Here is a 14,312-nt window from a genome sequence, read left to right as displayed (position 1 = left end):
ATCCGGTAGATCGGCGGGCAGCCTCCACGCCACCCTGCCCACACCTGCCCCACTCGGCGACGACACTCTGGCCATGACCTGTGACCCGCTCTCCCGCGCTACCGAGCCCGCCCTGTACACCGTCCCCTCCCCCGCCCACGACGCCTGCCATCAGACCGCTCTGCCGGTGTCGGGTGCGGTCGAGCTGTCGGGCGAGCGCGGTCCGATGGTGTGGGTGCCCGGCCCCGACGGCGACTTCGTCTGCGTGCCGCGCGACATGCTCCCCGCCGGCTACCTCCACACCACTCCCACCCCCGTCCCGCCCCAGCGGGACCTGACCGCGCAGCCCGTCCTCGATCCCACCGCGCAGCGCGTCCTGGCCGGCGGGCTCGCCGCCGGAGCGGCCGGCGCCGGGCTCGGCTGGGGTATCGGCCAGGCCGCCGCCGGCGTCGCCGCCATCAGCGGCAGCACCGCCTTCGTCGCCGTCCTCGCCCTGCTGCTCCTGGCCAAGCTCACCCACCGCGGCAGCAGCGGCGACGGCGCCACCACGGCGACGAACGTGCACTACGAGACCACCGTGATCAACCACAACCGGTGGCTCGGCCGCTCCACCACCAACTCCTGACCGGGCCACCTACCTCGTACTCAAACCCTGCCCCGCACCGGGTATCGAGTCCGGGGCGGCCCGCTGCCGACGCGGCCTGTCCGCTCAGGCGTCGAGGGTATGTCCAGTCGTTGCGTCCACGTGGTCGGGGATCTCATCGTGACGGTCGCCCACGGTTGGTGTCCCAGCCGGCTCGAACATGAGGATCGCGGCGCCGGACGGTGCGTACGGCTTGTGCTCCGTACCTGCGGGGACGGTGAAGACCGCTCCCCGCGGAAGCAGGACCGTGCGCTCGCCCTCGGGCTCACGCAAGGAGATGTGCAGTTCCCCGTCGAGCACCAAGAAGAACTCGTCGGTGCCGTCGTGGGCGTGCCAGATGTGTTCGCCTGCGACCTTGGCGATCCGGACGTCGTAGTCGTTGACGCGCGAGACGATGCGGGGGCTCCACAGAGCATCGAAGGAGGCCAGAGCCTGGCCAAGGGGGATGGGCTGGTTACTCATGGGCTCATCCTCAGCCGTTTCGCGGGGGCAGCCTGAGTGCTAGGAATTGCACATGGCGAAAGGATCCTCGCACCAAGCTCACGCGGCGGGCGTGCACCGGGTGGTCGTGATCGTGGACGAGAACTCAAACCCTTTCGAACTCGGCTGCGCAACCGAGGTCTTCGGCCTCCGCAGGCCGGAGATCGGCCGCACTCTCTACGACTTCAGGCTCTGCTCCCCCGAGCCCCGCACCCCGATGCGAGACGGGTTCTTCACGCTCACGGGAGTCGCCGACTTGGAGGCGGCCGAGGCGGCGGACACCTTGATCGTCCCCAACCGTCCCGACGTCGAAGTGCCCCGTCGACCCGCTGTGCTCGAGGCCATCCGGCGGGCGCACGCGCGTGGCGCACGCCTGATCGGCTTCTGCAGCGGCGCTTTCACCCTGGCCGAGGCCGGTGTGCTCGACGGGCGGCGGGCCACCGCCCACTGGCAGTGGGCGGCTTCCTTCCGGTCCCGCTTCCCTGCTGTCCGCCTGGAAACAGACGTACTGTTCGTGGACGACGGTGACATCCTCACCGCTGCGGGAAGCGCGGCCGCACTCGATCTCGGGCTGCATGTGGTCCGCCGCGACCATGGGGCTGAGGTTGCCAACTCCGTGAGCCGACGACTGGTCTTCGCGGCGCACCGGGACGGCGGGCAGCGGCAGTTCGTAGAGCGTCCCATGCCCGAGTTCCCCGACGAGTCCCTGGCACCCGTCTTGGCCTGGGCGCAGGAACGGCTCGACTCACCGCTCACGGTGTCAGACCTTGCGGCACAGGCTGCGGTCAGCCCGGCGACGCTGCATCGTCGCTTCCGGGCACAGCTGGGAACGACCCCGCTGATGTGGCTCACGGGAGAACGACTTGCCTTGGCATGCCGATTGATCGAACGAGGCGAGTCACGCTTTGAGGTGGTCGCACGGCGGAGCGGGCTGGGCACCGCTACCAACTTGCGCACGCTGATGCGGCGCGAGACGGGCATCACTCCATCGGCGTACAGGCGTCGGTTCGGGCCCGAGGCGAATTGACGGCGGGGACGTCCCCCCAGCGGCTTTTGAACCCAGCCACAGTCGGGGAGCGGCCGAACAGCGCCCGGCCAGAACACCGCCTCTTCACCAGCAGACCACCTCGCGCACCGTCGCCACCGCCATCGCCCGGACGACCCCCTCGGGCCTTCGCTCTACGCGGGCTGGACCTGCTCCCGCGGGACTTTTCCACCGTGCGCACCGGCGCCCCGCAGATCACGGTCCAGCCACAGATCCACATCCCGGTCCAGCCCGACGGACCCGCCCCGGACAACGTCCGCCAACTCGGCCGCTGATCCGGTCGCTCCGCCTGGCCACCGGCCGCCGCCCGCATCCGAGCGGTCCGACGGACGGCGACCGGACAGGCCGACCGGCCCTTCCGCCCGTGCCCCCGCCGACGAACACGTCGGCGGGGGCACGGTGCTTCCCACCCCGACCCATCGGAGGAGACCTTCGTGTCCGTCACCCTCAACGCGCACCAGCTCGGCCGTCTGATCGAGCGGACCGTCGACCACATCGGCGACGAGCACACCCCCGCGCTGCACGGCATTCGCCTGGAGGCCGACGGCGTCTTCCTGTACGCCGTCGCCTCCGACCGCTACACCCTGGCCGTCGCCCGTTACCGCCACCACGGCCTGACGGGCCGGCCGTTCGCCCGCACCCTGCCCGCCCCCGCCCTGCCCGTGCTGCGCCGGTGGGCGGCCGACCAGCCCGGCAGCGATCCGGTCACCCTCACCCTCAGCAAGGGCAAGGTGCGCTTCGCGGCTCCGCGGGGCGAGATCGGCCTCGCCGTCGACGACGAGCGGGAGTTCTTCGGCTGGCGCGGCGTCCTGCGCGGCGTCATCGAACAGACTCCCGCTCCTGCCGACGCCGACGTCGAGATTGTGGCCGAGGGCGTCTTCCCGGTGCTCGACAGCCGGCTGCTGGCCCGGTTCGCCGGCGCCGACAACCACGTCCGCGTCCGCGTCACCGCCGACCGGCAGCCCGTCCTCCTGGTCGGTGAGGACTTCATCGGCGCCCAGATGCCCGTCCGCTCCCGCCGAGAGGGTTTCGACACCGGCTTGGCCGAGGACCTCGACCAGGTCCGCGCCCTGTGGGGCAGCGTCCTCGCCGACACGCCCGCGGGCACGATGCCCGACGACCTGCCCACCGCCCGCTGCAACGTCGACGGCGCGTCCCGCACGGTGAGCGAGACCGCCGAAGTCCTGCTGCGGCAGACGCTGTGCTCCACCCACAACCTCTTCGAAGAGGACGGTGCCTCCCCGGCCGCCGTGGCGGCGCACGCGACGGCGGGCGTCATGGCCTGGTCGGCGTTCCGCTACCTCGAAGCGCTGCACCGCGCCGACCCCAAGCTCGCCGCCCAGGTCGTCACCGAGACCGCTGAGCAGCTCGACGATGGGGCGCTCGGCGAGTTCGCCTGGGACGCCGCACAGAGCGCCGGTCACGACCCCCAGAAGTGGCAGGACGACCTCGAAGCCCGGCAGACCGTCCGACGAGGCAAGCAGGCCGCCGCGATCCCCACCATCTGACCCCGCAAGTTCCCCGCACGCCGCCCGCACCCGCCGACACCAGCACGACGTCGGCGGGGCGCGGCGCTGTCCACCAACCCGCTCGACCCGCTGGAGGAGACCACCCGTGCTCACGCCTCGCCAGCCGCAACAGCACTTGACTCGCGCTGGCCTCCGACCTGCCGGCATCTGTCCTCGACGACCTCACCGGCACGAGCATGAGCAATGCCACACGGTGGACCGCATACGCGGAGCGGGACGGGTTCGACTACATCGCGTGCTGCAAGGAGACTTGAAGGAAGCTGTCAGACCAGCGTCACTCAGCACTCTGCAGGCCCGCGGATGGTCTTCACTGACAGAACCGGATCGACAGGTGGTACCAGTTCTCTGTTAGCGACTTCCACAAGGTGCATCGGAGGATCGCCGTCTTTCAGAGCGGTCACGTACTCGATGACCTGGGCATGCGTCAGCACCGGAAGGCTCCGGCGCAAGGCGTGCATGGCATGGATCCGTCCGCGAGTAGCCGCTACTGCCCGAACCTCATCATGTAGATCGTCGACCGCGGTCCGTACGGCCTGGCCTCGTATGCGCACTCGGTAGTCCACCACCCATGCCTCAGTTACCGCGGAGACGACCCCGATCTGGTGAAGGCTGCCGTTGAGGCGATCAACCAGGTACGGCCCGTTCCCGGCGAGCATGAAGTCGGGATTCCTGGTCCGCAGGTACTCCTCGGACGTCCAGGAGATCACCCAGGCCAGCTCGTGCTGTTTCACATGCGCCACAGCCATGCGCATCGGCTCTAGTCCCGCCGCCAGGTCACGCTGATAGTCGCGTTCCAGCTCCTCTTCAACGATCTGAACCGCAGCATCTCGCTCAATCACGCGTGCAGCATCCCCTACGGACTGCAACGGCGACCAACAGATTACTCGGGCATCAGGGCGCCAGCCGCTGCCCATACCGGAATACCGCACCTACGGAACAAGTGCACTCCGCCAATACCGCTGCGCACCCAGGGCCGCTGCGACCCCTGCGACAAGGGCTACGAGCCCAGCCCCGACACGTACTTCGCTTCCACGACCCCGGTGATCCACCGGCTGGCCGCCTGATCAACGGCCCTCGTCCTCAAGGCCGGTCACTGGCGGCTGTGCGCCGACCGTCACCGCATCACGCTCTTGCCCCGGCCCCGCCGCACCTGCCCCGACTGCCGGGGCGCGGGCGGCTGGTGGGTCGGCGGCGCGAACCCGGAGATGGAGGCGTGCGGCTGCTGGTCCGACCGGCGCGAGCTGCGCGTTCGGTTCCTGCCCGTCCCGGCCTGGTCGGACGGGCCCCTGTTCTGAACGACCCGACTCCGGCCGGTGCGGCCGGGGTCGGACCTCGGGTGGCCGCGCATCGGTAAAGGGTCGGCCGCCCGCTTCTTCACCCTTCGAGATCAGGAGAAATCCAGCATGACGCATCGCTCCGCCCTCTTCGCCGCCGTCCTCGGTCTCGGTCGCGCCGGGTCGAACGTCGGTGATCATTTCGTGCAGTCCGACTACTGCGCCAGGGTCAAGGGCGCCACTGACGACAAGCCCGTCCACTTCGCCGCCACGCCGGACGACGAGCCGACCGTCCACGGCACGGCCGACGGCATCAAGGCGTGCGCCTGGCATTGCCTGACCTACACCGCCACCCAGGCCCTCGCGGTCGGGGCCGGCGCCCGCGTCCTGGGCATCCGGTTGCACCCCGGCGCCGCTGCGGCCGCGCTCGCCCTGTCGTTCGTCACGCATTACGCCGCAGACCGCCGGGTGCCGGGCGGGCTCCTGGAGACGCTCGCCACGAAGGCTGGCAAGGGCAACTTCTGGCGCCTGGCCGATCACGGCATCAACGGGGCGTACTGCCTGGACAGCGCCTGGCACCACGGCTGGGAGACGGCCGCCGCGCTGGTCGCCACCATCGGGGCGAAGACCCGGTGACCGGACCCTCCACCACTTTCCCCCTCCCGCACTGCCCCCGGGCACTCGCACCGCTCCCGCGACAGGAGAACTCGCGCTCATGGCCCGCACCTTCAACGCCACGCTCCAGCCGCTCGCCACGACCGTCCCCGACCCCGCGCTGATCGTCCTGATCGGAGCGGCCGGCTCCGGCAAGTCCACCTTCGCCGCCACCTGGCCCAGCACCCAGGTGCTGGAACTCGACGCGTTTAGGGCGATGGTCTCGGACGAGGCCGGCGACCAGACCGCCACGGTTGATGCGGTCGCCGCCCTGTGGACCGTCCTGGAAGCCCGCCTGGCCCGCAAGAAGACGACCGTCGTCGACGCAACGAATTGCGAGCGAGCCGTCAGGGCCGGGCTGGTGCAGGCCGCCCGCCGCCACGGCGTTCCCGCGGTCGCGGTCCTCATGGGCGCCCCGGTCTCCCTGTGCGTCATCCGGCAGACCGCCCGAACCCCCGACCGCGCCGTGCCCGCCGACACCGTCCGCGCCCAGCACACCGCCGCCGTCACCGCCTTCCCCGGTCTGCGCAACGGGGGCTTCAACCACGTCGTCTTCGCCGACCAGCTCCACCACCTGGGCCCATTTCACGTCACTCAACGAAGTCACCGAGGAGGAGGTGAAGACGGCCGCCGTCAACTACTCGTTCACCGGGCTGCGGTCGCTCTTCAGGGCCCTGCGGCGCGAGCGCCGGATCTTCCGCGACCCGGCCAGGAACGTGCACCTGACCGCGCCCGTCAGGGTCCCGCGGCCTATCCCGGCGGACCGGCTCAAGGGGCTCTTGGATCAGGTCCCCGGCATCAAGGACAAGCTCGCTCTCGTCCTGATGGCTGTCTATGCCGTCCGTCCCGAACAAGTCGCCGAGATCCGGCTCGACGACCTCGACCGCTCCACTGGGCGCCTGCGGATCCGCAGACCGAACCGGCTCGACCACGAGATCTACCTGGACGACTTCGCACTGCGGCTCGTCAAAGACTGGCTGATCGAGCGCCATCAGCGGTGGCCGCTGAGCATCAACCCCCACCTGGTCGTCAGCCCTATTACCGCCCTGCACGTCGACCGGCCCGCAGTCGGCATCTCCAACTTCAGCGCACTCCGCGACCGGGTCGGCATCAACTTCACCCAGTTCCGGCAGGACCGGCTCTTCGACGAGGCCCGCGAGACTGCCGACCCGATCCAGCTGATGCGACTGTTCGGGATCACCTCGCACACCGCGATCCACTACGTCCGCACGGCTTACCCCGAGCGCTTCACCATCGACCCCCCGCAGGCTTAGCAGGCGCTGGACGAGATCCAGTCCTCGTTGCTGCGATGGCGACCCAGCCCCACGGCCTCGAACTCGTCCTCGCCCAGACTCCTGTGGGCGCCCAGCCGCCGCAGGGCCTGGGAGATGGGGCTGACTGCTCGCGAGAACCGCTTCTTCGTCGGCTCATCCAGCGGCCCCAGTGCCAGTGCGCCATCAGCCCAGACAGCGGCTCGTTGCTCGCCGACTCCGCCGAAGTATTCGGCCTCCACATAGGCGATCGGCCCTGCCGTAGACCACTGAGCCAGCAGCGTGTCGAAGCCTCCTGGCAGCCGCCAGAACCCCAGGCCTCGTCCGTCGCTGCCGTCCGTGACGGCATCGAAGACTTCATTGGTCATCGGCATCAGCGACAGGCCCTGGCCAAGAGGCACCACTTTGGATCCAGGAACCTCGCGCGACGCGACGCGCAGCACCTCGTCACTCGCGATGACCGCCTGCAATTCGTAACCCACCCCGAACCCTCCCCAACTGATTGAAGCCTCATCTTGCCTGACACATCGTGCAGGAACCCGCGTCCCTCCCCTACTCCAGGACCCACACCACCAGCGGGTTCCTGCCATGTGAACCTTCAGAATCTGCGAACCCGCTGGTTTCGGAGTACGACCGCGGCGCCGTCTCGGGCGGCCTGCTCACCCGCCGGCAGCTACGCGATCAGCAGCTCAGCCCCGGCGGTCACGACCCGGTCGCCGTTCTGCGATGCAAGGGGTGCTCGTACCGGCCCGACCAGGCATGTATCCATCCCACCCGGGCCTGGCTCTACAGCGTGCAGCTCGCTTGATTCAAGCGGGCGTCGACGCTCGCACAGGAATGGGCGCTGGACCGGGCGATGGCCGCAAGGTCCACGTGCCCACAGTGCTGGCGCCGGTACTACTTCTGCCTGCCGTTACGCACCCAGGGCTGCTGCGACCCCTGCGCTCGGGGCTACGAGCCCAGCCCCGGCACCTACGTCGCTTCCCCCGCCCCGGTCAACCACCGGCTGGCGGCCTGACCCGAGAGGACACCACCCCATGACCGCCAACATCACCGCCGAGACCGCCACCGACACCACCGTCGACGAGACGATCCGCTACACCGCCGACGTCGTCCTGCTCGCCGCCGGGCACGTCCTGCTGATTGAACGGGGCTGGGACCCCTACGCGGGTTGCTGGGCCCTGCCCGGGGGCCACGTGGACGCCGGGGAGAGCGGCCTGGCCGCTGCCGTCCGCGAGCTGGCGGAGGAGACCGGCATCACCGTCCCGGCCGCGCCCTCCGGCAGCTCGGCGCCTTCGACACGCCCGGCCGTGACCCGCGCGGCCGGTACGTCACCGTCGCCTACACCGCCGCCCTGCCCGTACTGGTCCCGCCGAAGGCCGGCGACGACGCCACCGCCGCCCGCTGGTGGCCCCTCACCGCCCTCCCAGACCTGGCGTTCGACCACGCCGAGATCCTCGCGGCCGCCACCACGGCCCGCTGACGGACACCGCGATCGCCCGGGTCCGCCCCCCGCTCTGTCCCCGGCATCTCGAAGCCGTCCCGGCGTCCCTCGCCTGCGTGGCCGGGACGCCGGGGCGGCCCGCGCATCGGCAAAGGACCGGCCACCGGCCCCGAATCACGAACCGCCCGACACGCCCCGCACGAGGAGGACCACCCGCATGACGACCATGACCCACACTCCGATGACCGACAAGAACCTCGACGCGGCCAACGCGACGCTGGCCGCTGAGATCGGCCGCACCGACGGCAAGGCTTCCCTCTTACTCGCGTTCACCGGCGCCGTCCTGGCCAGCCTGATCTCCCTCGCCGACAAGGACCTGCCGCCCGCCGTCCGGGGTCTGGGCGTGTGCGCCGCGGCCGCGCTCGGCGCCGCGACCGTCCTGCTGCTCCTGGTCGTCCGCCCCCGCCTCGGCGGCCAGGACCGTGCTTCCTTCCCGTACTGGGCGCGCCTTGAGGAGGGCCAAGTCCTCGCCTGCATGGACGGCGACACCCGCCCGGCCCGCATCCGGGTCCTCTCCCTCCTCGCCGTGCGCAAGTACCGCCTTCTTCGACGCGCGATCGACTGCGTCCTGGCCGCCCTCGCCGCCACGACCGCCGCCTTGGTCTGACGGCTCCCCGCGCCGCCCCCACCCCGCCGTCCGGGGCGGGGACGGTGCGGAGGACCGGACAGCCCGGCCCCGACATCCTCGAAGGAGACGCCCGTGGCGCTTTCGCCGCCCGACATGTCGATCCCCGATCCGGCCGTCATCGTGCTCATCGGCGCGGCCGGCTCCGGCAAGTCCACCCTCGCCACCTCGACCTGGGGCCGACTCAGGTGCTGTGCCTCGACCAGTACCGGGGCCTCGTGGCGGACTCCGCCGGCGACCAGACCGCCACCGGCGACGCCGTCGTGCTCCTCCAGCACGTTCTGGAGGCCCGGCTGCGCCGCGGCCTCACCTGCGTGATCGACTCCACCGGTACCGAAGTACACGTCCGCGCGCAGTACGTGCAGGCCGCCCGCCGCCACGGCGTGCCGGCCGTCGCGCTCCTGATGCCCACGCCGCTCGAGGAGTGCCTGGCACGCAACAGGGTCCGTCCGGACGAGCGGCGTGTGCCGGAGGACACCGTCCGCGCGCAGCACCGCGCCGCCGCCGACGCCCGCCCGCACCTGCACGACGAGGGCTTCGACTACGTCGTGGTCGCCCCGAGCACCGACCGCCCTGCCCCGGCCGCCGGTTGGGACCAGGCGGTCTTCCGCTGCGGGCAGTGCGGCGCCGTCCGTACGGCGGCCACCGAAGCCGAGTACCTGAAGACCGCCGGCGCCCACCGTGATGCTCACGCGCTCCTGGCCCGGCTCCACCCCATCGAGCGCGACGGTCTGGCCTCAATCCTGCGTACCGTCCTGCCCGCCGCGGACCTGTGCACCGAGGTCCTGGCCCTCGTCGACCAGGCCGGCGAGGATGCCGCGCGCCCGGGCGGGTGCGGGTGACCGTCGTCCAGGGTGCCCTCGGGGACCGCGACGCCCCGCTCGCGGTGAGCCCGGCCGTGGTTCCGTCCGGCTGCTACTGGTTCACCGACCCCGACGGCGCCCTGTGCCTGATGCCCGGCTGCATGGCCCGAGTACAAGATCCGGAAGCCGAGTGCACGTGCGCCAAGGACGGCGCTCGCCTGCGCCGCACCGAACAGAAACTCCGGGACCTTCGGGAGCGCGAGCGGTACGCCGCGACCTGGTGGGACGCACTGAGCGAAGCCGTGCGTGATCATCCCGACGCCGCCCGGATCCTGGCCGACGCCCGCCGCCGGGCCGGCCGCTGAACAGCCCGGGACAACCGCCTTTGCGTGGCAGCTTCGTCGGCTGTCCCGGGCCACCCCATCCCGTACGAGACGAGAGGGACTCCCTCAGTATGTCCTCCACCCCGCGCGCCCGGGCCCGAACCGGGCAACGCGCCCTCCTGGTGACCACCGCCGCGCTGCCGCTGACCGGCTGGGCCGTCCACGCCCTCGCGCTCCACAGGCGCCTGGCCGCCAGCCGCCGCGACCCGCTCACCGGCCTGCTGCGCCGCGACGCCTATACCGCCCGCGCCCGCCGGCTCCTCGCACGCCACGACGACATGGCCGTGGTCATGGTCGACGCCGACAGGTTCAAGGAGATCAACGACCGGCTTGGGCACGCGGCGGGCGACACCGTCCTCGCCTCGATCGCGTCCCGCCTCACGGCCTGGGCGGGCCCGCGCGCTGCGGTCGGCCGGCTTGGAGGCGACGAGTTCGCCGTCGTCCTGGAGCTCCCCGCCGCTCGCCGGGTCCAGCACTTGGAGCAGCTGGTCCGGATGCTGCACACCCCAGTCGTCCTCGACGACGGCCGCACCGTTGACGTCGCCGCCTCGGTCGGCGCCGCCACCCTGGACGTGATCGGCGCACGCGACCTGTCCGCGTTGCAGCGGGCCGCCGACGCCGCCCTGTACGACGGCAAGCACACCGGCCGCCCGATCCTCGCCACCGCGGAGCACGCCACGGTCCCCTCCCTCAACGGGCGCCGCCTCGGCCGACCGGGCACGGCCGTGTGGGGACGGGCAGCATGAGCGACCCCACCCTCCTCGCCGACCCGGGCGCCTGGGTGCGGGGCATCACGATCCGCCAGCCGTGGGCCACCTGCATCCTCGCCGGGAAGAACATCGAGAACCGGTCCGCCCACTGGCCGTGGCGCGGCTGGGTCCTCATCCATGCCGGGAAGGCGAAGCCGGACCCCGCCCTGCTGCGTGACCCGCTGGTGGCCACCGCGATCCGCGACCGGGAGCTTCACCGAGGCGCGGTCATCGGCGTTGCCCGGCTCACCGACTGCCACCTCGACCAGGGGCCCGAGCACTGCACCAGCCCCTGGGCGCAGCGCGACGCGCACCACCTGGTCCTCGACGACGTCCGCGAGCTGCCCCTCCCGGTGCCCGCCATCGGCGCGCTCCCCGCGTGGAGACCGGCACTCGAACTCGTCGCCCAGGTCCTCCAGCAGCTCCCGCACCTGCGGCCGTGACCGCCCGGCGCCGCCACCTGCGCGCGGTGCCCGCACAGCCAGAGCAGCCCGTCGCGCCGGTCCACCTCCTGAACTGGCGCGACGGCCGGCACTTCGGGCCGCCTGCCCCGTGCGTGCTGTGCGGCACCACCACCCCGCTGAGGTCTCACGCCCAAGAGCCCGCTCACAAGGTCTGCGCGGAGCTCTGGAATTCACGAAACCCCGGCGAGATGCGGTTCGTCTCCGACCCGCTCAAGGGCGGCCAGACGACCGACCACGCCTGAACCCAGCACCTCCAGCCGGAGGCCCCCATGAGCAGCACCCAGCACGACGTCGACCACACCCTCGCCTACCCCGAGCCGCCCGCCTCCCCGCTCTGGCACCGCCACAGCGCGAAGGAGTTCCGCCCGCTCACCCCGGCCCAGCGGCAACGCAACCGCGAGCTGCTGCTCCTCGCCCAGCACAAACCCCGCACCACCGCCGCCTGAACTACCGGCGGCCGCACCCGGTGCGTCCGCCGCGCCCTTCTACCTGGAGGCCCCTATGTACGACGTGTTCATCGACTCCTTCGGCGCCCGCTGGCAGGACCCGCCGCCCCCGCGCTACCGCGCCGCCGTCCTCGCCATCAACCTCACCAACACCCTGCTCAACCCACCCGACGACCCGGCCCTGGCCGATATCGTCGCCCGCCAGACCGGACAGGACCCGGGCGTACGCGACTATGTGCTCACCACTCCCGGTGCGGCCCGCATCGTCGACGACGCCGTACACGAACTCACCGCCCTGCGCGACGCCGCGAACGGCCGCCCGGTCCAGCTCCTGGTGAACTGCTGGTACGGCCGCCACCGCGCCCCCGCCATCGCCGACGCCATCGGCCACCGGATGCGGGAGGCCGGGGCCCGGGTCGCGGTCACCCACCACCACATCGACCGGCCCCCGGTACCCCGCAAGCACCCGCGACCCGACTGCCCGTTCTGCCGGATCGTCCACGACGGCGCCCCCGCCACGATCGTCCACGAGTGGACCGACGCCCTCGCGATCCTGCCCCGCGCCGACGCACACGGCCGCCGCGGCTGCACCGACGGCCACCTCCTGGTCCTCCCCCGCGGCCACGTCGCCGACTTCACGACCGACCCCGTCGTCTCCGCCACCGTCCAGATGCGCGCCGCCGAACTCGCCCAGCAACTCGGCGGCCAGTGGAACTACCTCACCTCCTGCGGCCCCGACGCCACCCAGACCGTCTTCCACCTCCACGGCCACCTCGTGCCCCGCCGCCCAGGCGACGGCCTGGCCCTCCCCTGGACCCACCCCATCGACGACGCCGCGTAGGAGGCCGGACGTGTTCGACGACTTCAACGAGAGCGCTCGCGCCGGGGCGCTGCCCCTGAGTGCCACCAGCGGCGCCGAAGGGGCCGCCGCGGCCCGCACCGTCGCCCGCCACGCGACCAGCAAGGAGGACCTGGTCCTCCTCCTGGACGCGGTCGGCCTGCCCGGCGACGACGACACCCTCATCACCTTGCTCCCCCTCCTGACCAGTCCCGAAGGAGCCCTCGACATGCAGCAGACCCCGACGATCCCGGCCCCCAACGCGGTGGACGCCCAGCAGCGCAAGGCCGTCGCGGCCGCTACCGACGACACCGCCCTGGAGGACCCGGCCGTCGACGACTCGGTAGAGCAGCTGCTCACGTGGGCCGAGGCCCACCCCACCGCAGGCATCCGCACCAAGGCCGCCCGGGTCCGCGGTGATCTGTCCGAGCTGACCGCCCGCCGCGCCGCCGACGACGCGCAGCACGAGGCCGAAGAGCGCGTCGCCAAGCTCACGGCCGAGCTGGAGAAGGCGAAGGAGGAGCTGCGCACCGTGCGCGCCGGGAAGGCCGGCACCCGCACCACCACGGCGGCCACCACCGCGCCCACCCCGATCCGCACGGGCCTGGGCAGCGGACGCACCCGGGAGGAGCTCGCCGCCATCAGGACGTGGGCGCGCGCCAACGGCCACCAGGTCGCCGACGCGGGCATGATCCGCAAGGTTGTGCTCGAGGCGTACGACGCCGCCCACCAGACCCCGGCCGCGAAGGCCAGCTGATCACGGGCATCGACGTGATCGTCGTGACATGGCGCGTCGCCGACCGGGAGATAGCGCACCAGGTCCTGCACGAGTTGACGCCCGGCGACCAGCACCAGCGCACTGTCCTGGAGCGCTTCTCCGCCGGTGGCCCCGCGGCTCCTGGCCCGCAGACGCGTACGCCGCCCGCCAGCAGGCCCAAGGGCAGCCCGCCCGGGTCCTCATGGACCTGCGGCACCGACAGCCCCCTCGTCATCGCCGACCACCCCGCCCAGGACTGACCACCCACCCGGCCGGGCCCGACCAAGGCCCGGCCCTTCCCCTGCTCACCCACTGAATGGGAAGGACCGACCGTGGCCCGCATCCGTATCTGGATCGACCCCCAGCACCGCGACGGCACCGTCTGCCAGCACGCCATCGCCCCCTCCGGAAAGCCCCGCGACCCCAAGGCCGGCTGCACCGGCCGCGCCCGCTACCAGGTGATGTGCAGCGAGCACGGAGCCGTCGGCGAACCCCACGGCCTGCGCACGCTCGCGGAGTCCACCCAGACCGCCCACCGCAACAACCACAAGGCGGCCATGGCCCGTCCCACCGCGTGACCGCGCGCTTCCGCCGCTGCGGCCACGGCACCGGTCTCTTCCCTCTCCCCCTCAGTGGACCAGGCCAACATCACCGAATTCTGCGCCCCGCTCACCGCCTTCAAAAACCCCGAGCCCTGGACCCTGGGCAGTGGCCAGGACATCACCATTGGAGATGGCCTTGAGAGCGTGTTTATCCCCGCTCTGGTGACGGCCACGACCTGACGATCATGACCATGGTCGATTCTGGTACTTCACACGCGTCGCGACCTTCTCACTGACTACATCACGTTCCGTAATCAAGTTGGTGC

Annotated in this window: 21 protein-coding genes and 2 pseudogenes; 20 read left to right on the top strand and 3 right to left on the bottom strand. The window is 71.6% G+C overall.

The window, feature by feature from the left end:
* Positions 1-73: 73 nt before the first annotated feature.
* Positions 74-604, top strand: coding sequence for an MPN domain-containing protein (locus AC07D6_RS29470; protein ID WP_479049450.1), 531 nt, complete (start codon positions 74-76; stop codon positions 602-604).
* A gap of 84 nt (positions 605-688) precedes the next feature.
* Here the strand turns inward: AC07D6_RS29470 and AC07D6_RS29465 are convergent, their stop codons facing one another.
* On the bottom strand, positions 689-1,084 hold the full coding sequence (locus AC07D6_RS29465) for a cupin domain-containing protein (RefSeq protein ID WP_479049448.1): 396 nt from the start codon (positions 1,082-1,084) through the stop codon (positions 689-691).
* Between the two features lie 52 nt (positions 1,085-1,136).
* Here AC07D6_RS29465 and AC07D6_RS29460 point away from each other — a divergent pair, with 52 nt between their 5' ends.
* Positions 1,137-2,129: a GlxA family transcriptional regulator gene (locus AC07D6_RS29460; RefSeq protein WP_479049446.1), complete on the top strand. Its 993-nt coding sequence runs from the start codon at positions 1,137-1,139 to the stop codon at positions 2,127-2,129.
* Between the two features lie 452 nt (positions 2,130-2,581).
* Positions 2,582-3,655, top strand: a complete 1,074-nt coding sequence (locus tag AC07D6_RS29455; protein WP_479049444.1) for a hypothetical protein — start codon at positions 2,582-2,584, stop codon at positions 3,653-3,655.
* Positions 3,656-3,954: 299 nt separating this feature from the next.
* Here the strand turns inward: AC07D6_RS29455 and AC07D6_RS29450 are convergent, their stop codons facing one another.
* Positions 3,955-4,515 carry a YrhB domain-containing protein gene (locus AC07D6_RS29450; RefSeq protein WP_479049442.1) on the bottom strand — a complete coding sequence of 187 codons (561 nt, stop codon included), beginning with the start codon at positions 4,513-4,515 and terminating at the stop codon, positions 3,955-3,957.
* Between the two features lie 291 nt (positions 4,516-4,806).
* Here AC07D6_RS29450 and AC07D6_RS29445 point away from each other — a divergent pair, with 291 nt between their 5' ends.
* The 4 genes and pseudogenes from AC07D6_RS29445 to AC07D6_RS29430 all read left to right on the top strand — a co-directional run bounded on the left by AC07D6_RS29445 (position 4,807) and on the right by AC07D6_RS29430 (position 6,878).
* On the top strand, positions 4,807-4,971 hold the full coding sequence (locus AC07D6_RS29445; protein WP_479049440.1) for a hypothetical protein: 165 nt from the start codon (positions 4,807-4,809) through the stop codon (positions 4,969-4,971).
* A 108-nt stretch (positions 4,972-5,079) separates the two neighbouring features.
* On the top strand, positions 5,080-5,586 hold the full coding sequence (locus AC07D6_RS29440) for a hypothetical protein (RefSeq protein WP_479049438.1): 507 nt from the start codon (positions 5,080-5,082) through the stop codon (positions 5,584-5,586).
* Between the two features lie 79 nt (positions 5,587-5,665).
* Positions 5,666-6,097 (top strand): annotated as a pseudogene (locus AC07D6_RS29435) (AAA family ATPase); the annotation flags it as partial.
* A 124-nt stretch (positions 6,098-6,221) separates the two neighbouring features.
* Complete coding sequence (locus AC07D6_RS29430) at positions 6,222-6,878, top strand: hypothetical protein (protein WP_479049436.1); 657 nt, start codon at positions 6,222-6,224, stop codon at positions 6,876-6,878.
* Here the strand turns inward: AC07D6_RS29430 and AC07D6_RS29425 are convergent.
* Positions 6,875-7,357, bottom strand: coding sequence for a hypothetical protein (locus AC07D6_RS29425; protein ID WP_479049434.1), 483 nt, complete (start codon positions 7,355-7,357; stop codon positions 6,875-6,877). The two genes, AC07D6_RS29430 and AC07D6_RS29425, sit on opposite strands and share 4 nt — an antisense overlap.
* Before the next feature lie 555 nt (positions 7,358-7,912).
* Between AC07D6_RS29425 and AC07D6_RS29420 the strand changes: the two are divergent.
* The 13 genes and pseudogenes from AC07D6_RS29420 (at position 7,913) to AC07D6_RS29360 (ending at position 14,226) form a co-directional block, all read left to right on the top strand.
* Positions 7,913-8,358, top strand: a pseudogene (locus AC07D6_RS29420) (NUDIX domain-containing protein).
* 178 nt (positions 8,359-8,536) lie between these two features.
* Positions 8,537-8,986 carry a Pycsar system effector family protein gene (locus AC07D6_RS29415; RefSeq protein ID WP_479049432.1) on the top strand — a complete coding sequence of 150 codons (450 nt, stop codon included), beginning with the start codon at positions 8,537-8,539 and terminating at the stop codon, positions 8,984-8,986.
* 236 nt (positions 8,987-9,222) lie between these two features.
* The gene (locus tag AC07D6_RS29410; RefSeq protein ID WP_479049430.1) at positions 9,223-9,846 is read left to right on the top strand and encodes an AAA family ATPase; all 624 of its coding nucleotides are present in this window, start codon (positions 9,223-9,225) and stop codon (positions 9,844-9,846) included.
* A complete protein-coding gene (locus AC07D6_RS29405; RefSeq protein WP_479049428.1) occupies positions 9,843-10,172 on the top strand; it encodes a hypothetical protein in 330 nt (109 codons plus the stop codon). Before AC07D6_RS29410 ends, AC07D6_RS29405 begins: the two co-directional genes overlap by 4 nt.
* Before the next feature lie 89 nt (positions 10,173-10,261).
* On the top strand, positions 10,262-10,936 hold the full coding sequence (locus tag AC07D6_RS29400; protein ID WP_479049426.1) for a GGDEF domain-containing protein: 675 nt from the start codon (positions 10,262-10,264) through the stop codon (positions 10,934-10,936).
* Complete coding sequence (locus AC07D6_RS29395; protein ID WP_479049424.1) at positions 10,933-11,382, top strand: ASCH domain-containing protein; 450 nt, start codon at positions 10,933-10,935, stop codon at positions 11,380-11,382. Before AC07D6_RS29400 ends, AC07D6_RS29395 begins: the two co-directional genes overlap by 4 nt.
* Positions 11,383-11,408: 26 nt before the next feature.
* Positions 11,409-11,645 (top strand): hypothetical protein, encoded by a 237-nt coding sequence (locus AC07D6_RS29390; RefSeq protein WP_479049421.1) that lies wholly within the window; start codon positions 11,409-11,411, stop codon positions 11,643-11,645.
* A gap of 27 nt (positions 11,646-11,672) precedes the next feature.
* Complete coding sequence (locus AC07D6_RS29385; protein WP_479049419.1) at positions 11,673-11,849, top strand: hypothetical protein; 177 nt, start codon at positions 11,673-11,675, stop codon at positions 11,847-11,849.
* 55 nt (positions 11,850-11,904) lie between these two features.
* The gene (locus AC07D6_RS29380; RefSeq protein WP_479049417.1) at positions 11,905-12,690 is read left to right on the top strand and encodes an HIT family protein; all 786 of its coding nucleotides are present in this window, start codon (positions 11,905-11,907) and stop codon (positions 12,688-12,690) included.
* Between the two features lie 10 nt (positions 12,691-12,700).
* Positions 12,701-13,444, top strand: a complete 744-nt coding sequence (locus AC07D6_RS29375; RefSeq protein ID WP_479049415.1) for an Lsr2 family DNA-binding protein — start codon at positions 12,701-12,703, stop codon at positions 13,442-13,444.
* Between the two features lie 14 nt (positions 13,445-13,458).
* Positions 13,459-13,704: a hypothetical protein gene (locus AC07D6_RS29370; RefSeq protein ID WP_479049413.1), complete on the top strand. Its 246-nt coding sequence runs from the start codon at positions 13,459-13,461 to the stop codon at positions 13,702-13,704.
* A gap of 72 nt (positions 13,705-13,776) precedes the next feature.
* The gene (locus tag AC07D6_RS29365) at positions 13,777-14,022 is read left to right on the top strand and encodes a hypothetical protein (protein ID WP_479049411.1); all 246 of its coding nucleotides are present in this window, start codon (positions 13,777-13,779) and stop codon (positions 14,020-14,022) included.
* Between the two features lie 54 nt (positions 14,023-14,076).
* Positions 14,077-14,226, top strand: a complete 150-nt coding sequence (locus AC07D6_RS29360) for a hypothetical protein (protein ID WP_479049409.1) — start codon at positions 14,077-14,079, stop codon at positions 14,224-14,226.
* Positions 14,227-14,312 lie beyond the last annotated feature (86 nt).

The organism is Streptomyces sp. NPDC045287, from assembly GCF_056432325.1.
This window is presented reverse-complemented; position numbering and strand designations above follow the sequence as displayed.